The organism is Bacteroides sp. AF34-31BH, from assembly GCF_003602795.1.
Lineage (GTDB): Bacteria > Bacteroidota > Bacteroidia > Bacteroidales > Bacteroidaceae > Bacteroides > Bacteroides uniformis.
In genome coordinates this window covers 96,481-118,380 of record NZ_QTLV01000003.1, presented here as the reverse complement: position 1 = coordinate 118,380, position 21,900 = coordinate 96,481, and the positions used below count along the sequence as shown (strand labels likewise).

The 21,900-nt window shown below is 45.8% G+C and carries 14 protein-coding genes; 11 read left to right on the top strand and 3 right to left on the bottom strand.

The window, feature by feature from the left end; all coding sequences use genetic code 11:
- The 3 genes from DWZ67_RS06665 to DWZ67_RS06655 form a co-directional block, all read left to right on the top strand.
- Positions 1-3,000 (top strand): CHAT domain-containing tetratricopeptide repeat protein (locus DWZ67_RS06665; RefSeq protein WP_207888803.1); only part of this gene is annotated, 3,000 nt, incomplete at its 5' end.
- 10 nt (positions 3,001-3,010) lie between these two features.
- Positions 3,011-5,080, top strand: a complete 2,070-nt coding sequence (locus DWZ67_RS06660) for a tetratricopeptide repeat protein (RefSeq protein WP_120138423.1) — start codon at positions 3,011-3,013, stop codon at positions 5,078-5,080.
- Positions 5,081-5,299: 219 nt separating this feature from the next.
- Complete coding sequence (locus DWZ67_RS06655; protein ID WP_057281421.1) at positions 5,300-5,779, top strand: DsbA family protein; 480 nt, start codon at positions 5,300-5,302, stop codon at positions 5,777-5,779.
- Between the two features lie 71 nt (positions 5,780-5,850).
- Here DWZ67_RS06655 and DWZ67_RS06650 read toward each other — a convergent pair whose 3' ends face one another.
- On the bottom strand, positions 5,851-6,342 hold the full coding sequence (locus tag DWZ67_RS06650) for a 3'-5' exonuclease (RefSeq protein ID WP_005830635.1): 492 nt from the start codon (positions 6,340-6,342) through the stop codon (positions 5,851-5,853).
- Between the two features lie 106 nt (positions 6,343-6,448).
- On the opposite strand from DWZ67_RS06650, the gene DWZ67_RS06645 reads away from it, so the two are divergent.
- From DWZ67_RS06645 to topA, 4 genes are all read left to right on the top strand, one after another.
- Positions 6,449-6,988 carry an NUDIX domain-containing protein gene (locus DWZ67_RS06645; protein ID WP_009037634.1) on the top strand — a complete coding sequence of 180 codons (540 nt, stop codon included), beginning with the start codon at positions 6,449-6,451 and terminating at the stop codon, positions 6,986-6,988.
- A 104-nt stretch (positions 6,989-7,092) separates the two neighbouring features.
- Positions 7,093-10,137, top strand: a complete 3,045-nt coding sequence (locus DWZ67_RS06640) for a tetratricopeptide repeat protein (protein WP_057281422.1) — start codon at positions 7,093-7,095, stop codon at positions 10,135-10,137.
- 15 nt (positions 10,138-10,152) lie between these two features.
- Entirely contained in the window at positions 10,153-11,784 is a 1,632-nt protein-coding gene (locus tag DWZ67_RS06635) for a TonB-dependent receptor (protein WP_120138421.1), read from the top strand.
- A gap of 145 nt (positions 11,785-11,929) precedes the next feature.
- Positions 11,930-14,332 carry a type I DNA topoisomerase gene (gene topA, locus DWZ67_RS06630; RefSeq protein WP_120138419.1) on the top strand — a complete coding sequence of 801 codons (2,403 nt, stop codon included), beginning with the start codon at positions 11,930-11,932 and terminating at the stop codon, positions 14,330-14,332.
- A gap of 141 nt (positions 14,333-14,473) precedes the next feature.
- On the opposite strand, the gene argS is transcribed toward topA, so the two are convergent.
- Together argS and DWZ67_RS06620 are read right to left on the bottom strand one after the other, a co-directional pair.
- Entirely contained in the window at positions 14,474-16,291 is a 1,818-nt protein-coding gene (gene argS / locus DWZ67_RS06625; protein WP_117878813.1) for an arginine--tRNA ligase, read from the bottom strand.
- Between the two features lie 155 nt (positions 16,292-16,446).
- Positions 16,447-16,713: an HU family DNA-binding protein gene (locus DWZ67_RS06620; RefSeq protein ID WP_117878811.1), complete on the bottom strand. Its 267-nt coding sequence runs from the start codon at positions 16,711-16,713 to the stop codon at positions 16,447-16,449.
- Positions 16,714-16,960: 247 nt separating this feature from the next.
- Between DWZ67_RS06620 and DWZ67_RS06615 the strand changes: the two genes are divergently transcribed.
- The 4 genes from DWZ67_RS06615 to DWZ67_RS06600 all read left to right on the top strand — a co-directional run bounded on the left by DWZ67_RS06615 (position 16,961) and on the right by DWZ67_RS06600 (position 21,828).
- Complete coding sequence (locus DWZ67_RS06615; RefSeq protein WP_165852461.1) at positions 16,961-17,644, top strand: rhomboid family intramembrane serine protease; 684 nt, start codon at positions 16,961-16,963, stop codon at positions 17,642-17,644.
- The gene (locus DWZ67_RS06610; RefSeq protein WP_025831509.1) at positions 17,625-18,515 is read left to right on the top strand and encodes a rhomboid family protein; all 891 of its coding nucleotides are present in this window, start codon (positions 17,625-17,627) and stop codon (positions 18,513-18,515) included. Before DWZ67_RS06615 ends, DWZ67_RS06610 begins: the two co-directional genes overlap by 20 nt.
- Positions 18,516-18,607: 92 nt before the next feature.
- On the top strand, positions 18,608-19,708 hold the full coding sequence (locus tag DWZ67_RS06605) for an endonuclease/exonuclease/phosphatase family protein (protein ID WP_057256542.1): 1,101 nt from the start codon (positions 18,608-18,610) through the stop codon (positions 19,706-19,708).
- A 35-nt stretch (positions 19,709-19,743) separates the two neighbouring features.
- Positions 19,744-21,828: a M3 family metallopeptidase gene (locus tag DWZ67_RS06600; RefSeq protein WP_057256543.1), complete on the top strand. Its 2,085-nt coding sequence runs from the start codon at positions 19,744-19,746 to the stop codon at positions 21,826-21,828.
- Positions 21,829-21,900: the final 72 nt, after the last annotated feature.

The following is a 21,900-nucleotide window of genomic DNA, read 5'->3' as shown; positions in this document are numbered from 1 at the left end:
ATTTACGAAAAAACGCTAGGAAAGGACCATCCAACCTATGCAGGATCCTTGTCAAGTATTGCAAACTACAATTCTATATTGGGGAATTACCAAGAAGCCATTAGCCTCAACACTGAAGCTTTAAAAATTTACGAAAAAACGCTAGGAAAGGACCATCCAACCTATGCAGGATCCTTGTCAAGTATTGCAAACTACAATTCTATATTGGGGAATTACCAAGAAGCCATTAGCCTCAACACTGAAGCTTTAAAAATTTATGAAAAAACGCTAGGAAAGGAACACCCGACCTATTCACTATCAATAAATCGTTTAGCAGAATTACAAGTCCACATAGGTAACTATCCTATGGCAACCAAACTATTTACACAAGCATTAGAAACTGCAAAAAAATCATTAGGTCCAAATCATTCTGCTTATGCAACAATACTTCACAATATGGCCACATGTATCAGTATATTAGGAGATGACCGCAAAGCAATTACCTTAGAAAAAGAGGCGCTTTCCATTAGAGAAAAAGCACTAGGAAAAGAGAGCGATGCATATTCAGTATCACTTCATAGTTTAGCTGTTTTAAATTCTTCAACTGGAAACTATGTAGAAGCTATCAAATATGAAACAGAATCATTAAATATCATAAAAAAAACGTTAGGCAAAAACCATAAATCATACTCAACGGGCTCTTCATGTCTTGCCTCGTACTATTCGGCATTAGGAAATTATGAAGAGGCAATAAGATTAGACAGCGAAGCATTATATACAATAGAACAGACATTTGGTAAGAACCACCCTGACTATGCGAATATTCTTTCAAATTTAGCAAATGATTATTATTATTATGGTAATTATTTAGAAGCTTCAAGATTAGGACATGAAGCATTAAATATTCGAGAAAAAGTATTAGGAACCCAGCATCCTGATTATGCAGAAGCACTTTCCAATGTTTCAATGTTCAATATTTCATTAGGAAATCTAGCTGAAGCTAAAAGACAAATAATGGAAGCCTCAAAAATATTTCAAATAACGTTTGGTCAAGAAAGTCATAATTACTCTATTATGCTCCATAAATTAGCACTATGCAATGCTTTGCAACACAACTTCTCGGAATCCATTAGACTAGAAAAAGAAGTGCTAAAAATATTTGCAAAAACAATAGGGAAAAACCACCCAGATTATAGACTAGCCCTTAACGATCTAACCTTTTACTATTTTAATTCCAAAGATTATATTAACACAGCACAACAAGCTATTCTAACAACCGAAGAATGTAACAAAATAGTATTTTCTACTTTTACCGATTTGACATCTCACGAAAGAACTCTTTTCTGGAATAAATATTCAAATTGGTATAATTACTATTTACCAATGTTTTCTTACTATATATCAGAACCAGAATTATCTGTTGCAACTTATAATGGAGCATTACTCGCAAAAGAGCTTTTACTTAACGCAGATAGAGAGATGAGCCAACTAATTCTTGAAAGTAACGATAAAGCTTTTATCCAAGAGTATAGAGACCTACAATTCAACAAGACTATTTTATATAAAATGCTACAAAAACCTAAAAAAGAGCACATAACAGACATAGACTCCATACATAGAATAGTAAGAAAGCAAGAAAAAGAATTAATAACTAAATCCAAAGTTTATGGTGATTATACTCGTAATTTACAAATTACATGGAAAGAAGTACAAAAGAAACTCAATAAAGAAGATATAGCAATTGAGTTTCTTGCTTTTCCTGCCGGAAAAGACAGTATAATATATGCAGCATTAATACTAAGACCAGAAACAACATCCCCTAAAATGATTCCGCTCTTTGAAAGAAAACAATTAAGCAATATTAATAAAAAAGACTTCTATACAACACCGACTTTAAGTCAACTAATATGGAAACCTTTGGAAAAAGAATTAAAAGGAATAAAGAATGTTTATTTTGCTCCTGCTGGGCAACTCCATAACATCGCCATAGAACACCTTCCAAGCAGCGACTCTACTTTTATAGCGGAACAAATAAATTTCTATCGGTTGTCGTCTACGCGACAATTGGTTATGATAAAAGACAAAAGCCATATTAAAGAAGCTGTTCTCTATGGAGGTCTTAAATATGATGCTGATACAACAGCTTTAGTAGTCGAAAACAAAAAATATACTGATATTCCTCGAGACTTGAATATTCAACATACCTTCTATCCGGATTCCCTAAACCTGCGTGACGGAGCCAAATACCTTCCCGCCACTAAGATAGAAGCTGAACAAATTAAACAAGCACTGGAGAATACGAGACTTCAGCCAGCCTTATATATGGATTTACGAGGTACAGAAGAATCTTTTAAAGCTTTATCAGGTAAGAATATCAGTATGCTACATATCGCCACTCATGGTTTCTATTGGACAGAAACAGAAGCCAGACAGACAAAGGATCTTGATTTCTTGATGATGGGAGACAATAACCAATCACGCTACGTAGAAGACAAAGCATTGACTCGATCAGGACTGCTATTGTCAGGAGCAAATATTGCACTGAAAGGAAATCCTTTGCCGGAAGGATTAGAAGACGGCATACTCACCGCCAAAGAGCTTGCCGGTTTAGACTTACGAGGGTTAGACCTGGTAGTACTTTCTGCCTGCCAAACCGGACTGGGAGAAATAACCGGTGACGGAGTATTCGGCTTGCAGCGCGGTTTCAAAAAAGCGGGAGCCAACACATTATTAATGAGTCTCTGGAAAGTGGACGATAATGCTACTCAACTCTTGATGACACAGTTTTACAAGAATCTGCTCGCAGGAAAGAGCAAATTTGAATCTTTGCGCGAGGCCCAGAAGTATGTACGTGACTACGAAGTTGAAATTGAAACAACTCCCGACAAGCGCTGGCAGTCAGAAGCCAGGCAAAAAGAAAAACAGAGCAAAAAGCCTATGCCCAAAGAGTTCAAGAAAATAAAAAAATATAAGGATCCCTTTTACTGGGCTGCATTCATTTTATTGGATGCAATTGATTAACTCTTAATTTATGAAAAACATGAAAAATTACTTATTGTGCATATTCCTTGCAGTATTTACCATCAGTATTTACGGGCAAAACCACAAGAATGCTGCGGACTATAGGACAGATGCAATAAATGGAAACGCGATTGCACAATTCTATCTCGGACAGAGCTACTTTAGGGGATGGGGTATAAAACCTGATACCATACAAGCCGTTTATTGGTGGCGAAAGTCGGCTGAGCAAGGAAATCCTGCTGCACAAAACAATATGGGTGCAGCCTATAGTAATGGCTGGGGGAATTTAACCCAAAATAAAGAAACGGCCATCTATTGGTATAAAAAAGCAGCTGAAAAAAATGGGGCTTTTCCACAAAAGAACCTTGGACGCATATATGAAGACAAAGAAAACTATGAAGAGGCTTTTATCTGGTATAAAAAAGCCGCCGAACACAATAATAGCCCGGAATCTTATTATGCACAAAGCCGCTTAGCCTATTTACTGAAAAACGGGTTAGGAGTCACAAAGAATTACCCCGCCGGAATGGCATGGACAAAACGAGCAGCTAAAAACGGGAATGCAAGCGGACAGATTTCGCTTGCAATCTCTTATGAATACGGCATAGACAACATCTTGAGAAAAGATGGGAATTCAGCGTTATATTGGTACAAAAAGGCTGCTCTCAACAAAGACATTGGAGAACTCCAGAAGTCTATAGCAGAAGCTGCCATAGAAAGATTGGAAGAAGCGGGATTCAACGGACAGAATACTCTCCTCAAAATGATACCGGACTATAAACCATTCTACACTGCACCTTCGGAAAGTGAACAGAAAAGCATGCATGAATCTGTTCGCAATAGCACGGTAGAGTGGGGAAAAACAATAGAAGGAGAGGCTTCTCTAGGACAAACCCAAAATGATGAAATAAATGGATTCAGGGTAGAATTCAAAGAAGATAATATTAAAATTGGCTTTACTAAAAACTCAGAATTCACTTTATTCATCTATATTCAAGAAGATGACATAATAGTTAAAAATGGCTCTGAAAATGGTGTAGAATACAACCGAAACACCGGAAAACCGTATATGCTGCTCCGCCCCTACAGTTATGAAATAGAAGCCAAAGAATATCCCGGACAAATATTTGAACGGACAAACTACACAAACGGGAATAAATATTGGGGAGAAACCTATAATGGACAACGCCACGGATACGGCATTCATATCTGGGAAAATGGGAATATGTGGTTCGGCCCTTGGAAGGATGGTGAAAGAAATGGATACGGCGCTTACTTTGATATTACGGCACACACCATTCAGTCAGGAAAATGGATTGGAAATGAATTGATAGCCGGTACTTCTTATATCTGTAAAGAAAAAGCGGAACCGGTTCTTCCAGCCAGAACCAGAACCGTTTCAAAACCATTTTCCTATAGCGGTACTGTTCGCTATATAAATTTACCGACCAGCTCATACATGTCATACATCACAGAAGCCATCAACAAATGGGGGAAATGCCGTACCGGAGCAATCACTATGTATGGAGCAGGAGTAGGAGTGTATGGGAATAGTGGATATGCCTACACCGGCAGTACTCCCAGCAAGCTTAAGAAACGTATAGAAGAAGCCAACAGCAGCAATGCTGAAATAACAGACATCAACATCACTGAAAATGGCAACTATGTAATTATCTTAGGCGGTTCAGGGTATTGGACTCTTGGTTATCCGGATGCATTCCTCAAAAAACTGGAACAATATCGTACAGGAGATTTAAGAGACGACAATATTCTTTCGGCCTGCTTCAATGATAAAGGAGAATGGGTCGTTATCACGGACAAGCATTACAGCTATTCAAATGAAACCATCAAAAACTTCATACTGAAAGCCGAAGAACTATACGAAGAGGTTTACTATGCCTATATTACCAATTATGGGATGATAGCTTGCTGCAAAAACGGAGTATATTACAAAAACATTCCATCCAATTTGGCAGAGGCATTGAAGAAACTCACATTCAAGCCCAAAGTCATCAAGTTTACAGACAATGGATTGTACTTGATTACAGATGGAGAATCACAAAATTATTATTTTATGTAATCACTCATTTTTTTTAAATATAGGCAATAGGTTATAGCATAGGACTTTCCATGTCGTCAAATGGCTAAATACAACGTTAAAAAAAGTCGTTCAGTCCCGTTAAAGCACCATGCCGTTTTTAAGTGTTGTAACTTCGCACCGTGGTCACAAAGAAATAGGTCTCGCTAACTGACGAGTGAACGAAACCGCAAGTAACAACCATTAAAAACAAAAAACATTATGGCATTTCGTTATGTAGTAAAAAAGAGAATGGTAGGCATTGGTACCAAAACCGAGAAGTATGTAGCTGCTTCTTATTCCGTAGCAAATATTGATTTTGATAGATTATGCGACCAGGTGACCAGTCAAGGGATGGTGCCAAGAGGTATCGTAAAAGCCGTATTGGACGGTATGATTGACGCACTCTGCACCTATGCCAGCATCGGTGCAACCGTACGGCTGGGAGACTTCGGAAGCCTCCGACCGGGATTGAACGGCAAAAGCCAGGAGGATGCAAAGTCTGTAACGGCTGATGTCGTTTACCGCCAGAAACTGATTTTCGTGCCGGGACAACGTTTGAAGAACATGATGAAACAATCGGGCATCACACGATTGGTAACCGGCTCTGAAATCGTGCCGGACAATGAAGAAAATCCCGGAGGAAACGAAAGCGGAGGCGACGGCAATGATGGTGACCAAGGTGAAAATCCATTAGGATAAACTGATAGAGTTTTATCAAGGAAACAAACAATTCCACAGAGGAGGCTTCATGACAAGTCTCCTCTGTTTATTTATATGACCTGTTTCGCTATCCATGCACAAGCCTCAGCATCAGCCAACGCATGATGATGATGTTCCAACTGATAGCCACAGCAAACAGCCACTGTATGCAACTGATAGTTAGGCAATCCCTTTATAGCACGACGTGATGCCTGCAAAGTACAATAAAACTCATAATCCGGATAATCCATGCAGTAAGTACGGAAAACAGCTTTCAGGCAGCTTTCATCAAAGGCCTTGTTGTGCGCTACCAATGGCAAGCCTTCAATGCGTGGAGCTATTTCCTGCCACACAACGGGAAAGATAGGAGCATCCTGGGTATCTGCCAACGTCAGACCATGCACGCGGGTATTCCAATAAGTGTAATACTCCGGTTCGGGACGGATGAGGCTATAATAATGGTCCACAATCTCTCCATCACGTACGATAACCACTCCTACACTACAAACGCTGGTACGCTGTTCGTTGGCCGTTTCAAAATCAATGGCAGCAAAATCTTTCATCCGATATGGTTTTATAGTCGCCAAAGATACGAAAAATTCACTCTGTTCCTTTCATTCTACACCTGGTTTCCATTATCTTTGTCCCCCGGACAAAGGCTAAAATATCATGGAACATCCACTTTCGCAATTCAAATATTGTCCGAAATGCGGTTCAGCCCATTTCGAAGTTCATAACGAGAAGTCGAAGCAGTGCGCCGACTGCGGTTTCGTCTACTACTTCAACCCCTCTTCCGCCACCGTCGCCTTGATACTGAACGAGCGCGACGAGCTGCTGGTGTGCCGCCGCGCCAAAGAGCCTGCCAAAGGGACGCTGGACCTCCCCGGAGGCTTCATCGACATGACCGAGACCGGTGAGGAAGGCGTTGCCCGCGAAGTAAGAGAAGAAACCGGCATGAAGGTGGCAAAGGCCGAATATCTCTTCTCCCTACCCAATATTTACATCTATTCCGGCTTCCCCGTACACACGCTGGATATGTTTTTCCGTTGTACGGTGGAGGACACCTTGCACTTCGAGGCGATGGACGACGCGGCAGACCTCTTCTTCCTCCCCTTAAAAGATATCCGTACGAAAGAGTTCGGGCTCGGCTCCATCCGCAAAGGAGTGGGTATCTTCCTGGAAGACATGCGGAAGAACAAAAGCGAATGATTATTCGTTCCTATTATGGTATATATCCTAAAAAAGCCAAACAAGTGTAACATTTCCGGGGTAAAACCCGTATTTTTGTAAAATACCTATTCTAACAAAAGAAGATGAAACATAAAATCTCCCGAATATTGTGCACAACACTCTGTTGCGCACCTTTACTCGCCTCAGCACAAACAAGCGAGAAGAGTACTTCTCCCAAGCGACTCTACCAGGAAGGACAAACGCTGTTCCAGCAAAAGGCCTATGCTGCCGCCATCTCTCCGTTGCAAGCCTATGTACGCCAGATGAATGCAGACGGCAAGCCTCTGCCCGATACCGGCGAGCGGCAAGAAGCGGAATACATGCTGGTATGCGCCGCATACGAGCTCAGAGACCCCAAAAGCATAGACTTGCTCCGCGCCTTCCTGGACGAATATCCTGATACTCCCCATGCCAACCGCATCTACGCCCTGATTGCCTCCGCCTACTTCTTCGAAGGCAATTATGACGATGCCCTCGCCATGTTCAACTCTGCCCGCCTCGACCTTCTGGGTACCGAGGAGCGTGACGACATGACCTACCGCCTTGCCACCTGCTATCTGAAGACGGGCAATGTAAAGGAAGCAGCCATCTGGTTCGAGACCCTGCGCAGCACCAGCAGGAAATATGCAGCGGACTGTGCTTACTACATCTCTTATATCCGATATACCCAAGGACGGTATGACGAAGCGCTCAGCGGTTTCCTGCCTTTGCAGGACAATGCCAAATACAAGGACTTGGTTCCCTATTACATCACCGAAATCTATCTGTTGAAGAAGCAGTACGACAAGGCGGAAATCGTGGCGCAGAATGCACTGTCAGCCCATCCCGACGGTCTGAGCTACACCCACACGGCGGAGCTGAACCGTATCCTCGGTACAGCCGAATACCATTTCGGGAAGTATCACGAAGCCGTAAAGTCCTTCGGACAATATATAGAACACAATGCCGAATCTGCCGCTCATAGAAGGGATGCCCTTTACATGCTGGGAATGTCCTATTATCAATGCGGCGTGTATTCGCAAGTCCCCTCCGTCCTCGGCAGAGTGACTGCCGAAAACGACGCCCTTTCGCAGAACGCATACCTGCACATGGGACTGTCTTATCTGCAACTGGCAGACAAGACCAAAGCGCGTATGGCCTTCGAGCAGGCTGCCGCCTCCAACGCCGATATGAAAGTCAAGGAACAAGCCGCCTATAACTACGCCTTATGCATCCACGAGACCTCCTATTCCGCTTTCGGCGAATCGGTGACCGTCTTTGAGAAATTCCTAAACGAGTTCCCGAACTCTCCTTATGCCGAGAAAGTCAGCAACTACCTGGTGGAAGTGTACATGAATACACGCAGCTACGATGCCGCACTCAAATCCATCGACCGCATCTCCCATCCCAGCAAAGCCATTCTGGAAGCCAAGCAGAAGATTCTGTTCCAACTCGGGACCCAGTCTTTTGCCAACACACAGTTCGAGCAAGCCATCGGTTACTTCAACCAAAGCGTCACGCTGGGACAATACAACCTCCAGACCAAGGCAGACGCCCTCTACTGGCTCGGCGAGTCTTATTACCGCCTGAACCGGATGAGAGAAGCCGCCCGCAATTTCAACGAATATCTGTCACTCACCCGGCAGAGGGATACGGAGATGTTCGCCCTTGCCTACTATAACCTGGGCTACATCGCTTTCCACCAGAAAGACTATTCGACGGCAGAGAACCGTTTCCGCAACTTTGTCCAACTGGAGAAAGGCGAAAACCCGACCGCATTGGCAGATGCCTACAACCGCATCGGTGACTGTAACCTGCACGTCCGCCGTTTCGAGGAAGCCAAGCAATACTACGCCAAAGCCGAGAACCTGAACACTCCCGCCGGAGACTATGCCGTCTATCAATTAGCGCTGGTATATGGCATGCAGAAGAACTATACGGAAAAGGTGAGCATGCTGGACCGACTTGCAGCCAAATATCCCAACTCGCCCTACGCCATCAATGCCCTCTACGAGAAGGGGCGCTCCTACGTACAGAGCAACAACAGCCCCCAAGCTATCGCCGCCTTCCGCGAATTGCTCGGCAAGTATCCCGAGAGTCCCGTCAGCCGTAAAGCTGCTGCAGAAATCGGCCTGCTTTACTACCAGAACGATGACTATGACCGTGCCATAGAAGCCTACAAACATGTAGTCACCCAATATCCCGGAAGCGAGGAAGCCCGCCTTGCCATGCGCGACTTGAAGTCCATCTACGTAGATGCCAACCGCGTGGATGAGTTTGCCGCCCTTGCCGCCCAAATGCCGGGAGAAATCCGCTTCGAACCCAGTGAGCAAGACTCGCTGACTTACATCGCTGCCGAAAAAGTATATATGAAAGGCGAAGCCGCACCTGCCAAAGAGAGCTTCACCCGCTATCTGCAAAGTTATCCGGGAGGCGCTTTCAGCCTGAATGCACACTACTACCTCTGCGTCATAGGCAAAGAGCAGAAAGATGACGAGGCGGTATTGGAACATGCCGGAAAACTGCTGGAATACCCCGATAACCCATATTCTGAAGAGGCTTTGCTGATGCATGGAGAAATTCTGTTCAACCGCCAGCAATATGACCTGGCATTGGCCGACTACAAGAAATTGCAGGCCAAAGCCACCACGGCAGAGCGCCGCCAGCTTGGCGCTATCGGTGTACTGCGCTGTGGAGCACTGATGCATGATGATGCGGAAGTCATCAACGCCGCCACAGCCTTGCTTGCCGAAGCCAAGCTGTCTCCGGAGCTCCGGAACGAGGCATTGTACTACCGTGCCAAGGCATACCTCAACCAGAAAGCCGACAAGAAGGCAATGGATGACCTTCAGCTGCTGGCCAAAGACACCCGTACCCTTTATGGAGCCGAAGCCAAATATCTGGTGGCATTACAATGGTACAACGCCGGTAATTATGCCTCTGCAGAAAAGGAAATCCTTAATTTCATCGACCAGAGTACACCGCATGCCTACTGGCTGGCACGCAGTTTCATACTTCTGTCTGATGTATATGTAGCCATGGACAAGAAGCTCGATGCACGCCAATACCTATTGAGCCTGCAGCAGAACTACCAGGCCGACGACGATATAGCAAGCATGATTAACGAAAGACTGGAGAAATTGAAGTAAGAAATATAGCACATTATGAAAAAGATACAATATATCCTCGCAGGAACTATGCTTGTCTCCCTCTCTTTGGGAGCACAAGCCCAGACACAACCCCAAGACACCACCATGAACCGTACGGTAGTCGTGGAACAAGAATATAATCCGGACATCATGGATGCCTCCAAAGTGAACGTGCTTCCCAAGGTGGAACCTCCTACCGTCAGCAAAAAGGCGGTGGAATATGACGCCACCCTGATGCCGGCAACCCATATCCCGGCAGGTATCATGCAAGCCTATACCGGAAAAGAGACGCAGGCGAAAGCGCTGCCCGGATATGTACGCTTGGGATACGGTAACTACGGTAACCTCGATGTACGCGCCAACTACCTCTTCTCCTTATCCCCCAAAGACCGCCTCAACCTGACATTCACAATGGATGGCATGGATGGCAAACTGGACTTGCCGGATAATGGCGGGAAGTGGAATTCATTCTACTACCGTACCCATGCTGCCATGGATTATGTACATGCTTTCAGCAAAGTCGATTTGAATATTGCCGGAAAGTTCAACCAAAGCAATTTCAACTTCCTGCCCGACTTCGTCAGCAACAAGCAGAAATTCGTTTCGGGTGATGTACATTTCGGGGTAAGTTCCACGAGTGACGATATGCCTCTCCAATTCCGTGCCGAAACCAATTTGTTGGTCTACCAGCGCCAACACGACCTCATGGTGAGCAATATCAAAGAAAATATCGTGCGCACCAAAGCCGATGTCACCGGTTCCATCTCCGATGAGCAGACCATCGGCATGGCTTTTGCCATGGACAACACATTCTACAGCGACGGACGTTTCGAGAATCACACCGACGTAGACTTCAATCCATACTATCTCTTTCAGAATGACGACTGGAAAATACGTCTCGGCGCACACGTCGACCTGGCTTTCGGCTTCGGCAAGAAGTTCCGCGCCGCTCCCGACGTAGAAATGCAATACATCTTCTCGGACAGCTACATCCTCTACGCACAAGGTAAGGGAGGACGGCTGCAGAACGATTTCCGCCGTCTGGAAACCATTACGCCTTATGGCATTACAAACCAGCAGCTTGACAATACCTACGAACAGCTCAACGCAGCCATCGGCTTCAAGGCAAGCCCGGTCAGCGGATTGTGGTTCAACCTATACGGCGGGTATCAAGATTTGAAAAACGACCTGATTGACACTCCGACTGTCAAGTCCGACGGGATAAGCAATGTTTACCTCACAGAAGATACCAAGAACCTCTACGCCGGAGCCGACCTGAGCTACAACTACAAGGATGTTTTCTATCTCGCCGCCAATGCCGTCTATCGCCATTGGACAACGGACTCAGACGGTTCTGATGTCGTAGTAAGCTTCAAACCTTCCGTAGAAGGCAATCTCAATCTCAAGGTACGCCCCATCTCCCCACTGCTTGTCGGCATCGGCTATCAGCACATCTCACGCCAAGGCGTGGAGGGCAACAAGGCAGACCCCGTCAGCAATCTCTATCTAAACGGCAGTTACGAACTCTTCAAAGGTATCTCCGTGTATGCGCGCGTGAACAACTTGCTGAACAAAGATTACCAGTACTACTGGGGATACCCTTCAGAAGGTCTCAGTTTCTTAGGCGGAGTAAGCTTCCTCTTTTAATAGGGGCAGCACAAGCCGGAGCTCTAATTTGAACAAAAAAGGTCATTTTTGCTAAATTCTCCTTATATTATAAGGTGGGAAGAATCTTTTTTTCCTACTTTTGCGGGCGAATTCAGTGGCGGGAGTCACTAAAAAACAGAAATTTATGCAGAAGAACCTTGTCATAGTCGAGTCTCCGGCGAAAGCAAAAACAATTGAAAAATTCCTTGGAAAAGATTTCAGAGTCCTTTCCAGCTACGGCCACATACGTGATTTGAAGAAAAAAGAATTCAGTATTGACGTAGACAAAGACTTCAAACCGCATTACGAGATACCGGCGGATAAAAAGAAAATCGTAACCCAGCTGAAGGAAGAAGCCGAGCAGGCAGAAACCGTATGGCTGGCTTCCGATGAGGACCGCGAAGGGGAAGCCATCGCATGGCACTTGTACGAAGTGCTGAAACTGAAACCGGAACACACCAGACGTATCGTCTTCCATGAAATCACCAAAGGTGCCATCCTGAAAGCGATAGAAAATCCCCGTGACATTGACATCAACCTGGTCGATGCCCAGCAAGCCCGACGTATCCTGGACCGTATCGTAGGTTTTGAACTTTCACCGGTATTGTGGAAGAAAGTGAAACCTGCCCTTTCTGCAGGCCGTGTACAGTCCGTAGCCGTCCGTCTCATTGTAGAGCGCGAACGCGAGATACATGCATTCCAAACCGAAGCATCCTACCGTGTTACCGCCGTATTCCTCGTTCCGGACACTGACGGCAAAACAGTGGAAATGAAAGCCGAACTGGCGCACCGGCTCAAGACAAAGGCAGAAGCCCGGAAATTGCTGGAGAGCTGTAAAGCAGCTACGTTTACCATCAGCGACATCACTACCCGTCCGCTGAAGAAAACTCCCGCCGCCCCGTTCACCACCTCTACCTTGCAGCAGGAGGCTGCCCGCAAACTGGGATTCACCGTGGCACAGACCATGATGGTGGCGCAACGTCTGTACGAATCCGGATTGATAACCTACATGCGTACCGACTCCGTCAACCTTTCCGAACTTGCCGTCAACGCCAGCCGTGAAACCATCTCCAACCTGATGGGCGAACGTTACGTACACAACCGCCACTTCGCCACCAAGACCAAAGGAGCGCAAGAAGCCCACGAAGCTATCCGCCCCACCTATATGGAGAATGCCAAGATAGAAGGTACCCCGCAGGAAAGAAAGCTGTACGACCTCATCTGGAAACGTACCATCGCCTCGCAGATGGCAGATGCCGAAGTGGAAAAGACAACCGTAACCATTGCTATCAGCAACGAGACGGAGACTTTCACTGCAACCGGCGAAGTGGTGAAATTCGACGGCTTCCTCCGTGTCTACCGCGAATCATACGATGATGACGTAGAAACCCAGGAAGATGAGGCACGCCTACTGCCCCCTCTGAAAAAAGGACAGAAGCTCGAACATGAAGGTATCACCGCTACCGAACGTTTCACCCAACACCCTCCCCGCTACACGGAAGCAAGCCTTGTGCGCAAATTGGAGGAACTCGGTATCGGACGTCCGTCTACCTATGCTCCGACCATTTCCACCATCCAGCAACGCGAATACGTGATAAAAGGAGAAAAAACGGGTGAAGAACGCACCTACAATGTGCTCAACCTGCAGGGTAATGAAATAACGGACAACAACCATACAGAAATCACCGGAGCCGAAAAGTCAAAACTGATGCCGACAGACACCGGTATTGTGGTCAATGACTTCCTGATAGAGTACTTCCCGGACATCCTTGACTACAACTTCACTGCGAGCGTCGAAAAGCAATTCGACGAAATAGCTGAAGGTGACAAGCAATGGACCGCCATTCTGAAAACATTCTATAAGAAATTCCATCCTTCAGTAGAAAACACACTTGCCGCGAAAACCGCCCACAAGGCAGGCGAACGGATTCTGGGAACAGACCCCGTCAGCGGAAAACAAGTGTCCGTAAAAATCGGACGTTTCGGCCCAGTAGCACAGATAGGTACTGCCGAAGATGAGGAAAAGCCCCGTTTCGCCCAGGTAAAAAAAGAAATGTCCATCGAGACCATTACGCTGGAAGAAGCGCTGGAGCTGTTCAAACTTCCCCGTACCCTCGGAGAGTACGAAGGTAAGAATGTAGTCGTAGGTGCGGGACGTTTCGGACCTTATATCCAGAACAACGGCTTGTATGCCTCGTTACCCAAGACAATGGACCCGATGACTGTTACGCTGGAAGAAGCTATTGAACTTTTGCAAAAGAAACAAGAAGCAGAAGCCCAAAAACATATCAAGAAGTTTGAGGAAGAACCGGAACTGGAAATCCTGAATGGACGCTATGGCCCTTACATCGCTTATAAAGGCAGCAACTACAAGATTCCTAAAGACATCATCCCTCAAGACCTGAACCTTCAAGCTTGTCTGGAAATTGTGAAACTGCAAAGCGACAAGGATACGGGCAAGTCTAAGCGGACTGCAAAGGCGGTGAAAGCAACGAAAACGACTAAAACAACCGCCAAGGCAACTGCCAAAACAAGCAAGACAAAATAGGACTTAGTCTACACGTATAAAATGGGAGAAAGGAGACGATAATTTAAACTTCTATTATTTCTACCACAAGAATAAATATTGCACTATAAAAAAATAAGCCCGAAGAAGTATCCTCGGGCTTATTCTTTTATAGTACAATGTTTACATCCTATCCGGCACCTCAATTCCCAGCAATCCCATACCTAAGCGTACCACCTTGGCTACATTCTCGGACAATGCAAGGCGGAATACCTTCACTGCTTCGTTCTCCTCACGCAGAATGCTGAAGTCATGGTAGAACTGGTTATATTCCTTCACAAGGTCATACGTATAGTTTGCAATGATGGACGGACTGTAATCCTCACCTGCCTGCTTCACAATAGCGGCAAAGTCGGCAACCATCTGTATCAGTCCCTCTTCCTTCTCACTCAGTTCAATGCCGGCAGGTAACTGGGCAGGGATTTCGATACCGGCCTCTTTTGCCTTGCGGAGAACAGACTGGATACGTGCATAAGTATATTGGATGAACGGTCCCGTATTACCATTAAAGTCGATGGACTCTTTTGGATTGAATGTCATGTTCTTGCGGGCATCCACTTTCAGGATGAAGTACTTTAAGGCACCCAGACCAACGATACGGGCGATATTGTCTGCCTCTTCCTTTGTCAGACCATCCAGCTTACCCAGTTCATTGCTGGTTTCCTTGGCTGTATCAATCATCTCCGCCATCAAGTCGTCAGCATCAACTACTGTACCTTCGCGGCTCTTCATCTTGCCCTCGGGAAGTTCCACCATACCGTAAGAGAAGTGCACCAACCCTTTACCCCATTCGAAGCCCAGTTTGTCGAGCAGGATGGACAATACCTGGAAATGGTAATTCTGTTCGTTGCCTACCACATAAATCATCTTGTCGATGGGATAATCTGCAAAGCGGAGTTTGGCAGTACCTATATCCTGCGTCATGTAGACGGATGTACCGTCCGCACGCAACAGCAGCTTGTGGTCCAACCCCTCCCCCGTGAGGTCCGCCCATACAGAGCCGTCTTCTTTCCGGTAGAAGAAGCCTTTCTCCAGGCCCTCCATTACCTTCTCCTTACCTTCGAGGTACGTGTTTGATTCGTAATATATCTTATCAAAAGTTACACCCATCATACGGTAAGTCTCGTCAAAACCTGCATACACCCAGTCGTTCATTTTCTTCCAGAGCGCACGTACTTCCGGGTCATTGGCCTCCCACTTTACCAGCATTTCACGAGCCTCCTTCATCAAAGGAGATTCAGCTTCCGCCTTGGCTTTGGCTTCTTCCTCATTCATGCCTTCGCTTTGGAACTTGGCCATCAGCTCCTTCACTTCCGCTTTATAATGCTTGTCGAAGGAAACATAGTAATCGCCAATCAAGTGATCTCCCTTCTTGCCGGATGATTCGGGAGTTTCACCATTTCCGTACTTCAGCCATGCCAACATGGACTTACAGATATGAATTCCACGGTCATTGACAATATTTGTCTTTACTACCTTATTACCGTTGGCAGCCACTATATTAGCCAGCGCATTTCCCAAAAGATTATTGCGTACATGTCCCAAATGAAGCGGTTTGTTGGTGTTGGGAGAAGAATACTCAATCATCACCAATGGAGAGTTGTCAGTAGCAGCCACGATACCGTACTGCTTGTCCGCATGAATGCCATTCAACAATTCTATCCACGCAGAGGAGGCAATGGTCAGGTTCAGGAAGCCCTTGATGACATTAAATGCTGCAACCGAAGGCTCGTTTGCCTGCAAGTATTCACCGATTTCCTGGGCCGTCTGCTCCGGTCCTTTCTTGGACATACGGAGGAAAGGGAATACAACCAGCGTGAGGTGTCCCTCAAATTCTTTCTTGGTTTTCTGCAACTGCACTTGTGTGGCAGGAACATCCTGTCCGTAAAGCGCTTTCAGTCCGCCGATGACGGACGATACCAGTTTCTGTTCTATATTCATGATTCAAATGTATTTTCCTGCGTGCAAAGATAGCGTAAACCGAAATCAGTACAAAACAAGCAGGCTTGTTTTTATTGACTCACAAGATATTCAACATACAAAGAGGGGACGCTCCTTGTAAAACGTCCCCTCTTTGTATGTTGAGTATACTGTTCTTATTCAGCTGTCAATTCCGCACCTGGTTTGAATTTAACAACTTTCTTTGCAGCAATCTCGATAGGCTTTTTAGTAGAGGGGTTGATACCCATACGCGCTCCTCTTTCCACCACACTGAAAGTTCCAAAACCAACCAATGATACTTTATCACCGGCCTTCATTGCCTTAGTGACTGACGCGATAAATGCATCCAATGCTTTCTTTGAATCAGTCTTTGACAAACCAGACTCCGCTGCCATAGCGCTAATAAGTTCCGCCTTATTCATAATGCTTAAAAATTAATTAATATGTTACACAAAAGATATTTTTACTTTTCATCACAAACCTCCACAAAAATAGAGCAATATTTCTGAATATCAAATAAAAACATTAAAAAAATATTGGAAAACAGCGAAAAAGAAGGAATAGAATCTGCTTTTTCTGTTATAGAACAGAATTTATTCGTATTTTTGCCGGAGAATGCAAAAACAGACAACTGTTTTTGAACTGTAAAATGAATTGAAACAACAGATTATGAATACTATACCTACTGTAACCAAGAACCTTTTAATCATTAATGTGCTGATGTTTTTGGGCACCATTGTCGCCCAAAGCTACGGCATCGACCTCGCCCAATATCTGGGATTGCATTTTTTCCTTGCCGAAGATTTCAATGCAGCACAATTGATAACATATATGTTCATGCACGCCGGATTCGCGCACCTGTTTTTCAACATGTTTGCCGTATGGATGTTCGGACGTATTTTAGAGCAGGTATGGGGGCCAAAACGATTTCTGTTCTACTATCTGGTGTGCGGCATAGGAGCCGGAATTATCCAGGAGGTGGTACAGTATATTCATTATGAGACAGTACTTTCCGCCTACGACAGCGTGAATACCGGCATGGCCATCATCCCGATGAAGGAATATCTCAATATGATGACTACCGTGGGAGCTTCGGGCGCAGTATACGCCATTCTGCTGGCATTCGGCATGTTGTTCCCCAACCAGCAAATGTTCATCTTCCCGCTGCCGGTTCCCATCAAGGCCAAATATTTTGTCATCGGATATGCCCTGATTGAGCTTTATGCCGGATTTGCAAACAGTGCAGGAGACAATGTGGCTCACTTCGCACATTTGGGTGGTATGGTATTCGGCTTTATCCTGATTATGTACTGGAGAAAAAAGAACAGAGGAAATGGCTACTATTATAACTGATTTGAAAGAGACCTTCCGTAGGGGGAACATTTATATCCAACTGATTTACATCAATGTTGCGGTATTCATACTTACTACGCTAACCGAAGTCATGTTCCAGTTGTTCAACCGGAGCATAGCAGGCGTATTCGAATGGTTGGAACTGCCGGCATCAGTCCTACGCTTCATCCTGCAACCATGGTCACTACTGACATATATGTTCATGCATGCAGGATTCATGCACATTCTTTTCAATATGCTGTGGCTTTACTGGTTCGGTGCACTGTTCCTGAGTTTCTTCTCTGCAAAGCATCTGCGGGGTGTATACATTCTGGGAGGAATTTGCGGCGGTCTGCTCTATATGGCCGCCTATAACATTTTTCCGTATTTCCGTCCCATGACAGACTATTCTTTCATGCTGGGCGCCTCTGCCTCTGTACTTGCCATTGTAGCCGCCACCGCCTATCGCGAGCCCAACTATCCGATAAGGCTGCTGCTGTTCGGAACCATCCGGCTGAAATACCTGGCACTCATCGTTATAGGCACCGATTTGCTGTTCATCACCTCCAGCAATGCCGGCGGACACATCGCACATTTAGGAGGTGCGCTGGCAGGGTTATGGTTTGCCGCCAGCCTCAGCAAAGGTAGCGACCTGACCTCATGGATAAACAAATGTCTGGATGCCTTAGTTTCCATCGTCAGCTTCAAACCCCGAAAACCGAAAATGAAAGTACATTACGGTACTGGCAAACAAAAAGATTATGATTACAACGCACGGAAAAAAGCCCAATCCGACGAGATAGACCGCATTCTCGACAAATTAAAGAAATCGGGATACGAAAGCCTTACTACAGAGGAAAAGAAAAGCTTGTTCGACGCGAGTAAACGTTAAACCAATGGAAAACGGAAAATGAAAAATGAGAAATGAGAATATAACCGCCACTCTTATTTTCAGTTTTCACCTTTCAATTTTCAACTATTATAATGAAGCATCTCGGTAATTTTGTCGCTCTTCTGATTTTAGCGGTCAATGCCTTGTTTACGGGCCTATTACTGTTCACCGCCTATAGTCCGCACATCCAGCCGGTCACACATCCGGTGCAATCGTGCCTGGGGCTGACATTTCCCGTGTTCCTGATGATAAATGCCGGCTTCCTCATTTTCTGGCTGGTCATCCAGCGCTATAGGTCGGCTTTGCTGCCCCTGATAGGGATGTTGCTCTGCTATTCGCAGATACGCACCTATCTGCCCATCAACTTCCATACAGACCACTTACCGGAAACAAGTATCAAACTGCTCTCCTACAACATTATGGGATTTGACGGTGCCGCCAAGCAAGATGGCAAAAACCCGATATTGACCTATTTGAAGGAAAGTGGCGCCGATATCCTCTGTCTGCAGGAATATTCCACAGTACAATCCTCAAAGCATCTTTCGCAAAAAGACGTAGAGCGGGAACTCAAGGCATATCCATACCACCGCATCAACACAGTGGGTAGCGGAAAGGGACATACCAACAAGATAGCATGTTACTCTAAATTTCCGATTCTCTCGTCACGCATATTGGATTATCCCAGCGAATACAACGGTTCGGTACTCTATGAAATCAAGATTGGGGAAGACACGGTTACCCTCATCAACAATCATCTGGAGTCCAACAAACTGACCAAAGCCGATAAAGTCGTGTACGAAGACATGCTGAAATCTCCCGAAAAGGAAAAAGTGAAAAGCGGCGCACGCCTGCTCATACGCAAGCTGGCAGAAGCATCGGCCATCCGTGCCCCGCAGGCTGACACTATTGCACATGAAATAGCCGCTTCACCGCATCCTTACATTATTGTGTGCGGCGATTTCAACGATACCCCCATCTCCTATGCCCACCGCACCATCGCCCAGGATTTGGACGACGCATTCACCCAATCAGGACGGGGGCTGGGCATCTCCTACAACCAGAACAGATTCTATTTCCGGATAGACAACATACTGACAAGCAAGAACCTGAGAGCCTACAATTGTACAGTAGACCGCTCCATCAAAGAGTCAGACCACTATCCGATATGGTGCTATATCACTAAGAGATATTGAAAATTAATACTTAAACATTTAATACTTAGAAAACAATGTTCAAAAAATGTATTCTAATTTTAGCAGCAAGTTGTATGATGTACTCCTGTGCCACCCAGACGGAAAGCAATCCGTTCCTTACTGAGTTTCAAACACCCAATGGCGTGCCTCCATTCGATAAAATCAAGTTGGAGCACTATGAACCCGCATTCCAGAAAGGTATAGAAGAGCAGAACGCCAATATCCAAGCCATCATTGACAATACGGAAGCCCCTACTTTCGAAAATGTCATTGTTGCCCTCGACAACAGCTCTCCCACCCTGGACCGTGTAGGCGGTGTATTTTTCAACCTGACGGAGGCCGAAACTACCGATGAACTGACAGCCCTTTCCATGAAACTGGCTCCGACATTGGCCGAACACGAAGACAACATCTCCCTCAACCAGGAGCTTTTCAAGAAAGTGGATGCTGTCTACAGCCAGCAAGATGCTCTCGGCCTGACCCGCGAACAACAAAGGCTGCTGGAAAAGACCCATAAGAAATTTATCCGTTCCGGCGCCAATCTTCCGGCCGACAAGCAAGCCCGTCTGCGTGAAATCAACAAGCAGCTTTCCACACTCGGAATCACGTTCAGCAACAACATCCTGAACGAAAACAACGACTTCAAGCTTTATGTAGGAAAAGAGGAAGACCTCGCCGGACTTCCCCAATGGTTCCGCGAAAGCGCCATGGCTGAAGCCCGTGCCACCGGACAGGAAGGCAAATGGCTGTTTACCCTCCATAATGCAAGCCGCTTGCCTTTCCTTCAATACTCCGCCAACCGGCCGCTACGCGAACAGATGTACAAGGCCTACATCAACCGCGGCAATAACAATGACAAGAACGACAACAAGAAAATCATTGCCGACATCGTAAGCCTGAGACTTGAAAAGGCGCAACTGCTGGGTTTCGACTGTTACTCCAACTTTGTATTGGACAATACAATGGCAAAGAATTCCACCGCCGTGATGGACTTCCTCAACAACTTGTGGAGTTATGCACTCCCCAAAGCAAAAGCCGAAGCAGCCGAACTGCAAAAGCTGATGGACAAGGAAGGCAAAGGAGAGAAACTGGAAGCATGGGATTGGTGGTACTACACCGAAAAACTCCGTAAGGAGAAATATAACCTCGAAGAAGAAGAGATTAAGCCCTACTTCAAGCTGGAAAACGTACGTGAAGGCGCCTTTGCCGTTGCCAATAAGCTCTATGGCATCACGCTGACAAAGCTCGAAGGTATCCCCGTCTATCATCCCGATGTAGAAGTGTTTGAAGTGAAAGCCGCAGACGGCTCACAAGTAGGTATCTTCTATGTAGATTACTTCCCCCGTCCCGGCAAAAGCGGTGGTGCCTGGATGAGCAATTACCGCGAACAACAAGGCAGCATACGTCCATTGGTATGCAACGTATGCAGCTTCACCAAGCCCGTAGGCGACACTCCTTCCCTGCTGACCATCGACGAAGTGGAAACTTTGTTCCATGAATTCGGCCATGCCCTGCACGGATTATTGACCCAATGCCAGTATAAAGGTACTTCAGGCACCAATGTCGTACGCGACTTCGTGGAACTCCCCTCTCAAATCAACGAGCATTGGGCCACCGAACCCGAAGTGTTGAAAATGTATGCCAAGCATTACAAGACCGGCGAGGTCATTCCCGACAGCCTGATTGAAAAGATACTGAACCAGAAAACGTTCAACCAGGGTTTCATGACTACCGAGTTGCTGGCCGCCGCCATCCTCGACATGAACCTGCATAACCTGACTGATACCGAAGGCCTTGATGTCGTTGCATACGAAAAAGAAGCGATGGACCAACTGGGGTTGATTCCGGAAATAGCTCCCCGCTACCGTACCACATACTTCAACCACATCATCGGCGGTTATGCTGCAGGCTACTACAGCTATCTCTGGGCCAATGTTTTGGACAACGATGCCTTCGAAGCTTTCAAGGAACACGGTATCTTCGACAAGCAGACAGCCGACCTCTTCCGCCAGAATGTTCTGGAAAAAGGAGACAGCGAAGACCCGATGACTCTCTATAAAAACTTCAGAGGAACTGAGCCTCAATTAGACCCGATGTTAAAAAATCGCGGTATGAAGTAAGATTTGTGAAAAAAAAGCTATATTTGCAGCCTTGTATGCAACAGAATTTAATTAAAAAGTAATCATAATAAA